The 12733-nt window shown below is 70.8% G+C and carries 14 protein-coding genes; 7 read left to right on the top strand and 7 right to left on the bottom strand.

Annotated elements, in window-relative coordinates:
* Positions 1–11: 11 nt before the first annotated feature.
* Positions 12–1112 carry a lipase family protein gene (locus tag ACWEN0_RS04255; RefSeq protein WP_451968783.1) on the bottom strand — a complete coding sequence of 367 codons (1101 nt, stop codon included), beginning with the start codon at positions 1110–1112 and terminating at the stop codon, positions 12–14.
* 89 nt (positions 1113–1201) lie between these two features.
* On the opposite strand from ACWEN0_RS04255, the gene ACWEN0_RS04250 reads away from it, so the two are divergent.
* Positions 1202–1912, top strand: coding sequence for a TetR/AcrR family transcriptional regulator (locus ACWEN0_RS04250; protein ID WP_451968781.1), 711 nt, complete (start codon positions 1202–1204; stop codon positions 1910–1912).
* A gap of 36 nt (positions 1913–1948) precedes the next feature.
* Here ACWEN0_RS04250 and ACWEN0_RS04245 read toward each other — a convergent pair whose 3' ends face one another.
* On the bottom strand, positions 1949–3616 hold the full coding sequence (locus ACWEN0_RS04245) for a purine-cytosine permease family protein (protein WP_451968779.1): 1668 nt from the start codon (positions 3614–3616) through the stop codon (positions 1949–1951).
* A 219-nt stretch (positions 3617–3835) separates the two neighbouring features.
* Between ACWEN0_RS04245 and pdxH the strand changes: the two genes are divergently transcribed.
* From pdxH to ACWEN0_RS04230, 3 genes are all read left to right on the top strand, one after another.
* Positions 3836–4513, top strand: a complete 678-nt coding sequence (gene pdxH / locus ACWEN0_RS04240; RefSeq protein ID WP_451968778.1) for a pyridoxamine 5'-phosphate oxidase — start codon at positions 3836–3838, stop codon at positions 4511–4513.
* Between the two features lie 121 nt (positions 4514–4634).
* Positions 4635–5900: an MFS transporter gene (locus ACWEN0_RS04235; RefSeq protein WP_451969853.1), complete on the top strand. Its 1266-nt coding sequence runs from the start codon at positions 4635–4637 to the stop codon at positions 5898–5900.
* A gap of 24 nt (positions 5901–5924) precedes the next feature.
* Positions 5925–6479 carry a DUF3558 family protein gene (locus ACWEN0_RS04230; RefSeq protein ID WP_451968776.1) on the top strand — a complete coding sequence of 185 codons (555 nt, stop codon included), beginning with the start codon at positions 5925–5927 and terminating at the stop codon, positions 6477–6479.
* 3 nt (positions 6480–6482) lie between these two features.
* Here the strand turns inward: ACWEN0_RS04230 and ACWEN0_RS04225 are convergent, their stop codons facing one another.
* Genes ACWEN0_RS04225 through ACWEN0_RS04215 form a run of 3 tightly spaced genes read right to left on the bottom strand, consistent with a single transcriptional unit; the run spans position 6483 to position 8760 of the window.
* Positions 6483–7307, bottom strand: a complete 825-nt coding sequence (locus tag ACWEN0_RS04225; RefSeq protein ID WP_451968775.1) for an MBL fold metallo-hydrolase — start codon at positions 7305–7307, stop codon at positions 6483–6485.
* Positions 7304–8182: an MBL fold metallo-hydrolase gene (locus ACWEN0_RS04220; RefSeq protein WP_451968773.1), complete on the bottom strand. Its 879-nt coding sequence runs from the start codon at positions 8180–8182 to the stop codon at positions 7304–7306. Before ACWEN0_RS04220 ends, ACWEN0_RS04225 begins: the two co-directional genes overlap by 4 nt.
* Positions 8182–8760: a TetR/AcrR family transcriptional regulator gene (locus ACWEN0_RS04215; protein WP_451968772.1), complete on the bottom strand. Its 579-nt coding sequence runs from the start codon at positions 8758–8760 to the stop codon at positions 8182–8184. Before ACWEN0_RS04215 ends, ACWEN0_RS04220 begins: the two co-directional genes overlap by 1 nt.
* A 67-nt stretch (positions 8761–8827) precedes the next feature.
* On the opposite strand from ACWEN0_RS04215, the gene ACWEN0_RS04210 reads away from it, so the two are divergent.
* The 3 genes from ACWEN0_RS04210 to ACWEN0_RS04200 are packed head-to-tail and all read left to right on the top strand — an operon-like array spanning position 8828 to position 11429.
* Positions 8828–9733, top strand: coding sequence for an aldose 1-epimerase family protein (locus ACWEN0_RS04210; RefSeq protein WP_451968770.1), 906 nt, complete (start codon positions 8828–8830; stop codon positions 9731–9733).
* Positions 9700–10200 (top strand): GNAT family N-acetyltransferase, encoded by a 501-nt coding sequence (locus ACWEN0_RS04205; protein ID WP_451968768.1) that lies wholly within the window; start codon positions 9700–9702, stop codon positions 10198–10200. Before ACWEN0_RS04210 ends, ACWEN0_RS04205 begins: the two co-directional genes overlap by 34 nt.
* Before the next feature lie 11 nt (positions 10201–10211).
* Entirely contained in the window at positions 10212–11429 is a 1218-nt protein-coding gene (locus tag ACWEN0_RS04200) for an amidohydrolase (RefSeq protein ID WP_451968766.1), read from the top strand.
* 50 nt (positions 11430–11479) lie between these two features.
* Here ACWEN0_RS04200 and ACWEN0_RS04195 read toward each other — a convergent pair whose 3' ends face one another.
* A complete protein-coding gene (locus ACWEN0_RS04195) occupies positions 11480–12010 on the bottom strand; it encodes a Uma2 family endonuclease (protein ID WP_451968765.1) in 531 nt (176 codons plus the stop codon).
* Between the two features lie 55 nt (positions 12011–12065).
* The gene (locus ACWEN0_RS04190; RefSeq protein ID WP_451968764.1) at positions 12066–12671 is read right to left on the bottom strand and encodes a Uma2 family endonuclease; all 606 of its coding nucleotides are present in this window, start codon (positions 12669–12671) and stop codon (positions 12066–12068) included.
* Positions 12672–12733: the final 62 nt, after the last annotated feature.

Below are 12733 nucleotides of genomic sequence, written 5' to 3'. Positions count from 1 at the left end.
GAGCGGAGGCATCAGAACTTCGTGCCCAGCCAGGTCATCGCGATCGGGCCACCCACCGACACACCGCCGATGTGCTCCAGCAGGGGGAATTCCTGCCAGGTCACCGACGCGCCCAACGACTTCCAGCGGTCGCGCAGCCCTTCGCCCACGGAAAACGGAGTCAGCTCGTCCAGCGTCCCGTGGTAGAGGAACACCGGGGCTTTCGGCGCCACCGTTCCGAGGTGGTTCGCGGCGAGCCGCGCTTGCCAGTGCGGCTCGTGGATCGGGTCCGGGACCGTCACGAAGTCCTGCAGGTGCGCGAACGGTGCCGCCGCGCCCAGTTCGATCGTGCACGCCCGGGACACCCGGGCCACCGCCTCGCGGCCGCGGTCGTTGAGGATCGACGCGAACGGCACGTCGGGGTACGCCGCCGCGAAACCCGTTGCCGCGCCCAGGACCAGGCCGAACGCCGCGCCGCCGTCGTTCGCGCGGAACACCGCGTTCAGGTCCGCCGGCACCCCGCCCGCCGCGACACCGACGACGTGCAGCGAAGGTGCGTAGGAACTTTGCAGTTCCGCTGCGAAAGCCGCAGCCTGGCCGCCTTGTGAGTAACCGAAAACGCCGACCGGGCCCGACGGCGACAGCCCGGCGCCGGGTACCCGCGAGGCGGCACGCGCCGCGTCGAGCACCGCCCGGCCTTCGGACTGCCCGACCGCGTACGTGTGCGTGCCCGGCGTGCCGAGCCCTTCGTAGTCCGTGACGACGACCGCCCAGCCCCGCGACAAAGCCTGTGCCAGCAAGGCACTTTCGTTCTCGGTGCCCTGCGCCAGCAGGTGGGAAGGCGCGCACTGGTCGCCGAGCCCGTGCGTGCCCACCGCGTACGTGATCAGTGGCCGGGGGCCACCACCCGCCCACGGCGCCGGCGGGACCAGTAGCGTGCCCGAGACCGCGTTCGGCTCGCCGGTGGCCGACGTCGAGCGGTACAGGAGGTGCCATGCCTTGACCGGGGCGGGAAACGGGCCGAGGAACACTGTCGTCGGCTGAGCGGACAGCAGCACACCGGGATCCGCCTGCGCGACGGGAGTCGTCACCGCGAAAAGAACGGTGACCGCGACCAGCAACCGACGAAGCACCATTGCCTCCGGCCCTTTGGTAATCAAGATTTTCACAAAATAGCCAGCCCGGTAGTATCTGGCAATCCCTCAGAAGGAGGAGACAACCGGTGGCTCGCACGTACGGCGGCGTCGCGCCCGAGCAACGCCGCGCCGATCGCCGGGAGCGGCTGCTCACGGCCGGCCTCGAGCTGTTCACCTCCACCGGCTTCCGGCACACGAAGATCACCGAGGTGTGCGCCCGCGCCGGGGTGTCGACCCGGAACTTCTACGAGGAGTTCTCCGGCAAGGAGGACGTCCTGCGCACCCTCCACGACCGGATCAACAGCCTCGCGCTCGAGCACGTCACCGCCGAGCTCGACAAGGTCGCCGACGCCGACGCGCTCACCCGCATCTCGACGTTGCTGGACGTCTTCATCGCGACCGTCACCGCGGACCCGCGGATGCCGCGCCTCACCTACGTCGAAGCGGTCGGCGTCAGCACCGAGCTGGAGGCGCAGCACCAGGTGTGGGTCGACCGCTGGGCGAACTTCATCGCCGCGGAGGCGACCCGCGCCGCGGAGCACGGCGTCGCGCCGGCGCGCGACTACCGGCTCACCGCGATCGCGCTGGTCGGCGCGGGGACCGGGCTCCTGCGCGAGTGGCAGGCGCACGAGCCGCCGCTGCCGGTGGAAGACGTCGGCGCGGAGCTGCGCGCGCTGATGCTGGCCGCCATCATGCGGCCGGAAAAGATCATGGACATCCCGGGCAACCCCGGCGCGCTCCCGGACGTGAAGGAGTCGAGCCGGGAGGGGGATCCGGGGGGAGGCCGGCTCGCGTGAAGGCCCTTTGCCCACGGCAAAGGGCCTTCACGGACACTACGGCGTGCGAACCGCCGGGAGGCCGAGCGCGACCGGACCCTTCGTCTGGCAGACGTCGTGACAGCTGTTGTCGAGCGTGCAGCACAGCGAGCAGATCGGGCCGTCCTGCTTCGCGCAGTCCGCGACGTCCGGCAGCTCGTACGGATCGCCGCAGACCGAGCAGGTGTGCGTCGCGCGCAGGTCGGCGTCGGGGCCGATGACCGTGTTCGGTCGGGTCAGGTACGTCCGGCCGCGGGTGACGGCGGCGAGCGCCGGCACCAGCACGATCGCGATCACCAGCGCCAGCAGCGGGCTGAACGCGGCGAGGAACGGCCCGAACGCGCCGAAGTACGCCACGATCGACACCACCGACGCCACGACCATCGAGCCGAACCCGACGGGGTTGATCTTGGGCAGGTAGGCCCGCTTGAACTCGATGTAGCGCGGCGAGAGCCCGAGCGGCTTCGCGATCACCAGGTCGGCGCACACCGCGCCGATCCACGCGATCGCGACGTTCGAGTAGAAGCCGAGGATCTTGTTCAGGAAGGCGAACGCGCCGAACTCCATCAGCGCGAGCGCGATCCCGCAGTTCACCAGCACGTACCAGACGCGGCCCGGGTGCTTGTGCAGCACGCGGGAGAAGAAGTTCGCGAACGACAGCGACCCCGAGTACGCGTTCGTCGTGTTGATCTTGATCTGCGAGACGACGACGAACAGCGCGGCGAACGTCAGCGCCACCGGGCCCAAAGCCGGCTTCACCGCTTCGAGGTACGGCGCGATCGGCTCGAGCGCGTGCGTCTTCCCGACGACGCCGAGCGCGAGGAACGCCAGCAGCGCGCCTCCGATCTGCTTCGCGGCGCCGAGGATCACCCAGCCGGGTCCGGCGGCGAGCACCGCGGCCCACCACGACCGCTTGTTCTCCGCTGTCTTCTCGGGCATGAACCGCAGGTAGTCGGCCTGCTCGCCGATCTGCCCGATCAGTGACAGCGCGACGCCCATGCCGAGGCCGAACCCGATCGCGGAGAACCCGGACCCCGCGCCTTCGGTGCCGCCGAAGTGCGCGAACTCGGCGAACTTGCCCGGCTCGCGGACCAGCACGACGACGAACGGCAGCACCAGGCCGGCGATCCACAGCGGCTGCGTCCAGGTCTGCATCTTCGCGACCGCGCCCATGCCGTAGAGCGCGAACGGCAGCACGATCAGCGTCGCCAGCAGGTAGCCGATGGGCAGCGGGATGCCGAGGGCCAGCTCGAAGGCCTGGCCCATGATCGAGCCTTCGAGCGAGAAGAAGATGACGGTGAAGCTCGCGTAGACGAGCGACGTCAGCGTCGACCCGAAGTAGCCGAAGCCGGCTCCGCGGGTCAGCAGGTCCATGTCCACTCCGGACTTCGCGCAGGCGGCCGCGATGGGCACGCCGGTCACGAAGATGACGACGGCCGCGGCGAGGATCGCCAGGACGCCGGAGGTGAAGCCGTAGGAGAGGACGATGCTGGCCCCGATGGCGAAGTCGGCGAGGTAGGCGATGCCGCCCAGCGCCGTCGTCGCGACCACGAACGGTGACCATTTCCGGAACGAATGAGCGGCGAAGCGCAGTGAGTAGTCCTCGCGGTTCTCGTTCGCCGCGAGCGGGGCGTACCGGCGTTTCGGCGGAGCGCTTTCTTCCGCGTCCGACAGGGTCTCGGTCATGCCTGCCTCCGGGGTGGTGGGGAACGGGCCGAAAGGTAGGCGGGTCCTGTATCGATCCTGGTCCGGTGGGTAACGCCCGGGTTACGGCTTGTTGTACTGCGGTTACACGGCGGTGGTGTCGGGTGTCACCGTTCAGTGGGTTCCGCCGCAGCTCGGAAGGCCCTAACGTGCCTAGAGCCGAAGTCGACTGATGCCCCGACCGGGCGTGGAGGTTTGGCGATGACGCCGAGGATCGAGGACCAGGTGGAAGACGCCGTAGTTCGCCTGCCCGGAATGCGGGTCGCGTACGACGGAGCGGCGTTCGACGAGTCCGCGCTGGCGGCCACCTGGACCGACCAGCTGCAGGGCTGGCTGAACCAGGCGGTGGCCGCCGGGATCGCCGAACCGAACGCGATGGTGCTGGCGACGGCGGACGCCGAAGGCCGGCCGTCCTCGCGCACGGTCCTGTGCAAGGGCCTCGACGAGCGCGGCGTCGTGTTCTACACGAACTACACGTCCTCGAAGAGCCACGACCTCACCGCGACGCGCTACGCGTCGGTGACGTTCCCCTGGTACGCGCTGCACCGCCAGGTCCACGTCCGCGGCGAGGTCGAGAAGGTCGGCGTCAAGGAGACCGCGGAGTACTGGGCCCAGCGGCCGCGGGGTTCGCAGCTCGGGGCGTGGGCGTCGCCGCAGTCCCGGGTCGTCGACGGCCGCCGGGCGCTGGACAACGCGCTGAGCGGGATCGAGCGGCGGTTCGCCGACGTCGAGCAGATCCCGGCGCCGCCGCACTGGGGTGGCTGGCGGATCCGCCCGGACCTGGTCGAGTTCTGGCAGGGCCGCGAGGACCGCATGCACGACCGGCTCCGCTTCGTCCGCAACGACGACGGCTGGAGCATCGAGCGCGTCGCGCCGTAACCGCTTTCTCGAACGTGGCCTCCGCTTCGGCGGGGGCCACGTTCGCAGGCGACGAAAATCACGCGACCGGCGATAGTTAGCCGGGCTAAGCTCGGCGGTTGTGACTTCCGAACCGGAGACCTTGCCGCCCCGCTCGGGCGTTCGCAAGCTCCTCGGCCGCATCATCGTCGACACCCGGCCGTTGAAGATCCCCGCGTTCCGGCGGCTCTGGCTGTCCACTGTGGTCACCGCGGTCGGGACCCAGCTGACCGCGGTCGCCGTGCCGAAGCAGGTCTTCGACCTCACCGGGTCCTCCGCCTACGTCGGCCTCACCGGGCTCGTCGCGCTCGTGCCGCTGCTGATCTTCGGGCTCTGGGGCGGGGCCGTCGCCGACGCCGTCGACCGGCGCAAGCTGCTCGTCGTCACCAACGTGCTCGTCGCGATCACCTCCGCGCTGCTGTGGCTGCAGGCGTTCCTGAACTTCGGCTCGGTGTGGCTCGTCCTCGGCCTGCTGGCCGTCAACCAGGCGCTCTTCGCGATCAACATGCCGACGCGCGGCGCCGTCGTCGCCCGGCTCGTGCCGCCCGAGCTGCTGCCTTCGGCCAATGCCCTGAGCTCGACGATGTCGACGTTCGGCGCGGTCTTCGGGCCGCTGCTCGCCGGCGCGCTCATCCCGGTCCTCGGCCTCTCGACGCTCTACCTGATCGACGTCGTCGCCCTCACGATCACGCTGATCGCGGTCTGGCGGCTGCCGGCGATCCCGCCGCTCAACGGCCCGTCGCGGCGCGCCGGCCTCAGCGACGTCATCGACGGCTTCAAGTACCTCGCGACGAAGAAGGTGCTGCTCGCGTCGTTCGTCGCCGACATCATCGCGATGGTCTTCGGCATGCCGCGGGCGCTGATCCCGGAGATGGCCGAGCGCACGTTCGGCGACCCGCCCGGCGGCGGCCCCGCGCTCGGCTGGCTCTACGCCGCGCTGCCCGCGGGCGCGATGCTGATCGGGCTCTTCTCCGGCTGGCTGACGCGCATCCACCGCCAGGGCGTCGCGGTCGTCGTCTCGATCTGCGCGTGGGGCGCGGCCGTGGCGGCGTTCGGGCTCGCGCACTCGCTGTGGCTCGCCGTCCTCTTCATGGCCGCGGCCGGCGCGGCGGACATGGTCAGCGCGGTCTACCGGATGGCGATCCTGCAGGTCGCGACCACCGACGAGATGCGCGGACGGCTCCAGGGCGTCTTCACCGTCGTGGTCGCCGGCGGCCCGCGGATCGCCGACCTCGTCCACGGCTGGGGCGCCGCCGCGTTCGGCACCGAGGCCGCCGCGACCGTCGGCGGGCTGCTCGTGATCGTCTCGGTGTGCGCGTCGATGTTCCTGCTCCCGGCGTTCTGGCGGTACCGGGCGCCGACCGCTTAGGCCGTTCGGAGTACGGTGCCGGGCATGCGTACCCTCGCCGTCGTTTTGGTCGCTTCCGCCGCTTTGACCGCTTGCTCTTCGGGTGCCGAACCGGCGAAGACGCCGCCGTCGTCGTCCGCGCCCAAGCCGAGCACGAGCGCGAAGCCCGCGGCGGCCGCCGACCTCGACCCGTGTGTGCTGCTGCCCGCGGATGCCGTCTCGAAGGCCCTGTTCCTCGACAACCTCAAGGCGGTCCCGGGCCCGTCCCGCGACACCTCGGCCAACGGCGGCAAGTCCCGCAGCTGCGAGTACCAGCTCGACGGCAAGGCGGCCGGCGCGCTGGCCGTGACCCGCTACGAGGGCCGCCAGGGCAAGCCGCAGGAGATGGTGGCCTCGATCAAGAAGGGCAAGCCGGGCGCGCAGGACATCCAGGGCTTCCCGAACGGCGCCGTCTTCTACACCGAGGAGCAGAAGACGGCGACGCTCGCTTCCGCGGAGCTGGTGTCCGGGACGCCGGTGCTGGTCAACTACACCGGCCCGGCGAAGATGACCGCCGACCAGATGGCGCCGCTGCTCAAGAAGGCCCTCGAAGCGAGCTGACGCTCACCGCCGCAGGGCGGCCAGCTCGACCGGGCTGTGCGCCGAGAACACCCTGACTTCGTTCTGGTGCTCCCGGGCCAGTTCGTGGAGCCGCTCGAGGTTCGCCAGCCGGGCCTTGCGGTCCGTCTGGACGAGGTTCTGGAACACGGTCATGCCCGGCGGGCAGTGCGGGCTCACCGGGTCGAGCTGGCCGTGGAAGAAGTACGCGTCGCCCGCGTGCAGGAGCCAGCCGTCGCCGGTGTCGACCGCGACGCCGGTGTGCCCGCGCGTGTGGCCCGTGAGCGGGACCAGCAGGATCTCCGGCGGCAGGCCCTTGAGCGAGCGGACCGCCTCGAAGCCGAACCAGGGCTCGCCCAGCTCGTCGTACGCGCTCCACAACGGCTGGTGCGCGAACTGGGCCGCGCGGTAGCGGTTCTTCTCGGCCGCGTTCGCCGGCGACGTCGCCGCGCGGTGTTCTTCCGACCGGACGTGCACGACGGCGTTCGGGAAGTCGGCCAGCCCGCCCGCGTGGTCGACGTCGAGGTGGGTCATCACGATGTGCCGGACGTCGGCCGGGTCGAGGCCGAGCGCGCGGATCTGCGCGACGGCCGTCTCGGCCTGCGCGAGCCGCGCGCCGACCATCGCCATGAACGGGCGGCCCAGCCACTCGCCGGGGCGCGCCACGGCCTGGGTGCCGAACCCGGTGTCGACCAGCACGAGGCTGTCGCCCGTCTCGACCAGCAGGCAGTGCGCGACCAGTTCGGCGCGGCGCAGCAGGCCGGGCTCGCCGTCGAGCAGCTTGCCGCCCGCCGGCCGCATCGATCCGCAGTTCAGGTGGTGCACCTTCATACCCTGCTCCTGCTCGTTTTTCCGGGGTCCGGGTGGCGAAGCCCCCGGTTGTCACTTGTGCTCAGCCGGAGGAAGTCGGTCTCGTCGTGCGCGGCGAACACGGTGACCTCGTCGCCGTGCTCCTGAACAAGCTGGCGCAGGCGGCGGTGATTGTCCAGTCGCGCGCCCTTCACCGTCTCCATCCGGCCCTCGAACCACTTCAGGCCCGGCGGGCAGTGCGGCTCGGCGTCGACCTGCCCGTGGAAGAAGTACGAGTCGCCGGCGTTGAGCAGCCAGCCGCTCCCGGTGTCGACGGCGACGCCCGCGTGCCCGCGCGTGTGCCCGGAGAGCGGGACCAGCAGGATCTCCGGGGGCAGCCCGTCGAGCTGCCGGACGGCGCCGAACCCGAACCACGGCTCGCCGGTGTCCGCATAGGACGTCCACTGTGGACCATGGGCGAACTGGATCCGGCGGTAGCGCCCGCGTTCCGCCGCGTCGCGCGGCTCGGTGAACGCCCGCAGCTCTTCGGCGTAGACGTGCACGCGCGCCCACGGGAAGTCGATGAGCCCGCCCGCGTGGTCGAGGTCGAGGTGGGTCAGCACGATGTCGCGGACGTCGGCCGGGTCGAAGCCGAGCGCACGGATCTGCGCGATCGCGGTCTCCGCGGGATCTTCGACCGGGTTCGACTGGCGGACGAAACCCGCGCCCAGCCAGGCGTTCCGGTCGACGGCGGCGGGCGTGCCCATGCCCGTCTCGACGAGCACGAGCCCGGTGTCCGTCTCGAGCAGCAGGCAGTGGCACACCATGGTGGCGCGCCGGAGCAGGCCCGGCCGGCCGTCGACCAGCTTGCCGCCGAGCGGGCGCATGGTGCCGCAGTTCAGGTGGTGGACGCGCATCAGGACAGCTCCCGGTCGAGGGTGGCGTGCAGGTGGGCGGCGACGGCGCGCAGCGGCGCGACGTCCCGGCGGGTGCGGGCCAGCAGCAGCCCGCCTTCGATCGCGGCGAGCACGACGGTCGCCAGCTCGTCGGCGCGTCCGGCGGAAAGACCCTGCCCGGCAAGGTAGTCCCGCAGGATCCCGTGCCACGACGAATAGCCGTCGGCGCAGGCTTCCCGGATCGGCACGCTCTCCGCGGCGGCGTCGAGCGCGACCGTCGCGAGTGGACAGCCGCGCTGGAAGTCCGACCCGGTCAGGAAACCCGCCAGTGCGTCGACCGCGCGGTCGACGGCCGTCGCGGCATCGGGCGCGTCGCGCAGGACGGCTTCGAGCACGGCTCCGGTGCGTTCGCCGGAAAGCCGGACGGCTTCGGCGGCGAGCTGTTCCTTGCCGCCGGGGAAGTGGAAGTAGAGCGAACCCTTCGGCGCACCCCCGGCCGTCGTCAGCTGGGTGAGGCCGGTGGCGTGGTAGCCCTGGGTCTGGAACAGGTCGGCGGCGGTGTCGAGCATCCGCTGCCGCGTGTCGGTGCGACGGACCATGGCGCCGACTGTAGCCCAAACTATGACGACCGGTCTAGTGAGTTCGATGCTCGGTAAGGTCGTCCGCATGGGCAACCCGACCGGTCAGCAGTTCGAGATCACCCGCGGCAACGCACGCGCCGTCGTCACCGAAATCGGTGCCGGGCTGCGCGCGTTCGAAGTCGGCGGAGTGCCGTACGTCGAGGAGTTCCCCGAAGACGCGAAGCCGCCGAAGGGCGCCGGGCAGGTGCTGCTGCCCTGGCCGAACCGGACCAAGGCCGGCAAGTGGACGTTCCAGGGCGAGGAGCAACAACTCGAGATCACCGAGGAGGCGCGCGGCAACGCCATCCACGGCCTGACCCGCCACCTCGAATGGGAGCTGCTGGAGCACGCCGAGTCGTCGATCACCCTGGCCGTCGACGTCGAGGTGCAGCCGGGCTGGCCGGTGCCGCTGCGGGCGACGGTGACCTACGAGGTCGCGCCGCGCGAGCTGACCATCACCCACGAGATCCGCAACGAGGGCGAGCAGCCGATCGGCGTCGGCGTCGGCACGCACCCGTACTTCCGCGTCGGCGACGTCCCGACCGACGAGCTGACCCTGACGCTGCCCGCGAGCCGCGTCCGGCCGTACGTCGGCGACCAGCAGATGCCGTACGCGGAGGAGCAGGACGTCGAGGGCACGGAGTACGACTTCCGCGGCGGCCGGGTGCTGGCGGGCGTCGACCTGGACACGGCGTTCGGCGCGTTGTCGACGGCCGACGACGGCACGCACCACTTCGTCCTGGCCCACGGCGAGAAGCAGCTCGTCGTGTGGACCGGCCCGGACTTCCGCTGGGCCCAGGTGTTCACGCCGGACGACCTGGTCGGCCGCGGTCGCGCGGTGGCGATCGAGCCGATGACCTGCCCGGCCGACGCGCTCAACACGGGCACGGACCTGATCGACCTGGAGCCGGCGGCGTCGTGGTCGGGCAGCTGGGGCATCCGCGTCCGGTGAACCGCCTGGACGTCGCCGACGCGGGCGAAGTGCTGACGCTGCAACGCGCCGCGTACGTCACGGAGGCCCGCGCGCACGACGACTGGGACCTGCCCCCGCTGCTGGAAACCCTCGAGGAGACCCAGGCGGCGCTGTCGTCGTGCCTGTCTTGGGGCATCCGGGAGTCGGGCCGCCTGGTCGCCTCGGTGCGGCTGACGGTGACGGGCCCGGTCGGCACGATCGGCCGGCTGGTGGTGGCGCCGGACCGCCAGGGTTTCGGACTGGGCGGCGGGCTGCTGCGGTTCGCGGAGTCGTCGGCCCCGCCGTCCGTGACGGTGTTCCGGCTGTTCACGGGCGCGAAGAGCGTGGGGCCGCTGCGCCTGTACGCCAAGCACGGCTACCGCGAGACGCACCGGACGCCCGAGAACAACCACGAACTGGTGCACTTGGAGAAGGCCCGTGTGGAGGGCCCGGCGCCAGTTCGTTAGCGTGGCGAACTATGGCGAAGGCAATTGTCGGGGGCTATGTCCTCCCCATCGACGGTGACCCCATCGAAGGCGGCACGGTGCTGATCGACGACGGGAAGATCGTCGCGGTCGGTACCGAGGCCGACGTCGACATCCCGGAGGATGCCGAACTGGTCGACGCGGCCGGCACCTGGGTGCTGCCCGGCTTCATCGACGCCCACGCGCACCTCGGCGTGCACGAGGACGGCGAGGGGTGGGCCGGCAACGACACCAACGAGATGACCGACCCGAACGGCGCCCGCTTCCGCGCGATCGACGGCATCGACCCCTACGAGCCGGGCTTCGACGACGCGCTGGCCGGCGGCGTCACCAGCGTCGTCATCAAGCCGGGGTCGGGCAACCCGATCGGCGGCCAGACGATCGGCGTCAAGACCTGGGGCCGCAGCATCCTCGACATGGTCTTCGCGGAGCAGGTCAGCGTGAAGAGCGCGCTCGGCGAGAACCCGAAGCGCGTGTACGGCGACAAGAAGCAGACGCCTTCGACGCGGCTGGGCGTCGCCGCGATCCTGCGCGAGGCCTTCACCAAGGCCCGCAACTACCAGGCGAAGCGCGCGCACGCGGAGTCCGAAGGCAAGCCGCACGAGGTCGACCTGACGCTCGAGACGCTCTCGAAGGTCCTCGACGGCGAGCTGTACTGGGACCAGCACGTCCACCGCGCCGACGACATCGTCACGGCGCTGCGGCTGGCCGACGAGTTCGGCTACAAGCTCGTGATCAACCACGGCACCGAGGGCCACCTGATCGCGGACCTGCTGGCCGAACGGGACGTCCCGGTGATCCTGGGCCCGCTGTTCACCACGAAGTCCAAGGTGGAGCTGCGCAACCGCACGCTGCGCTCGGCGGGCATCCTGGCCCGCGCCGGCGTCCGGATCGCGATCACGACGGACCACCCGGTGATCCCGATCAACTTCCTGGTGTACCAGGCGGCCCTGGCGGTGAAGGACGGCCTCGACCCGGTGACGGCGCTGCGGTCGCTGACGATCAACCCGGCGTCGATGCTGGGTCTGGACGAGCAGATCGGCTCGCTGAAGCCGGGCTTGGACGCGGACGTCGTGCTGTGGTCCGGCGACCCCCTCGACGTGATGAACCGCGCGCTGCGCGTCTTCGTCCGCGGCGACGAGGTGTACCACTTCGACGAGTCCCTGGGCGAGGGCGTGTCCAAGGACCGCCGCTACCGCGAAGCCCGCTGAGTTTCGGGCGGCACGCCGGTTACCGGGCGGTTCCGGCGTGCCGTCCGTTTTCACGAGAGCAGCGCGTCCAGGTCGAGCTCGACGGGGAACGGTTCACGGGTCGCGAAGGTGCCGGTGACGGCCGGGGCATCCCGGTAGCCCCGGCAGGCGACCAGCGCGACCGGCTCACGGAGGTCGACGATCCAGTAGTGGGGGATCCCGGCGTCGGCGTACTCGTCGTGCTTCACGCGGTAGTCGGTGCGCCGGGAGCCCGAGGTCGCGATCTCGACGACCACCGCCACCTCCTCGGCGCGGATCGGGTCGGCCCGCGCGGCCCGGTCGAAGACCAGCAGGTCCGGGCGGCGGGAGAAGCCGGGCTCACCGGGCGGCGCCAAGCCGAGGTCCAGGTCGCTGCCGAGGACGAACGCGAGCCCGCGCGGCAGCTGCCGTTCCAGCTGCCCGGCCAGCCGGCACGCGGCCAGGTTGTGCGCCCGCCCGCCGCCGGGCGAGGGCACCACGCGGCCTTCGACCAGTTCGGTGAAGCCGCGGTCGGTTTCCCCGAGCGCTCGGTACTCCTCGAGGGACAACAGCTGGTCGGGCATGCGCAGAACGCTATCCGTCCCGCGGGTGGGACAGCGTTCGCTCGACCAGGTCGGCTCAGTCGAGCAGGGCGTCCAGGCCGATCTTGACCGGGAACGGGACGTCGGTGGTGAAGGTGCCGGTGACCGCCGAGGCGTCCAGGTACCCGAACTCACCGGCTTGGTGGCAGGCGACGAGCGAGATCGGTTCGGTGATGTCGACGATCCAGTAGTGCGGGATTCCCGCGTCGGCGTACTCGTCGTGCTTCACGTGGTAGTCGGTGCGCTTCGAGCCCGGTGATACGACTTCGATGACAACGGCCACCTCTGCCGCCCGGACCATGTCTTTGTCCTCACGAACACGAGCAAGTCCGGCCTCGTCGACGATCATCAGGTCGGGCCGCCGCGAGAAGCCGGGTTCGGCGGACAGGGCCAGGCCGAGATCCACATCTGTACCAGGAAGAACCTTGAGGTGGCCCGGCACCTGTCGACCGAGTCGCTGAGCCAGCTCGAGCAGCACGAGGTTGTGTCCGGGCTGGGGACTGGGGGACATCAAGACGCGCCCCTCCACGAGTTCGGTGAAACCTGTGTCGGTTTCACCGAGCGCCGCGTACTCCTCGACGGTCAGCAGGTGATCGGGGATCTCCCATCGGGGAGCGGAGCCCGGCTGGGGAAGTGCGGCCACAGGTTCTCCTCACGTTGCCGGGATTTGTCTCACGGCATCTGGTGTAACCAGGAGTAACCATA

This window comes from Amycolatopsis sp. NPDC004378 (assembly GCF_053602455.1).
This window is presented reverse-complemented; position numbering and strand designations above follow the sequence as displayed.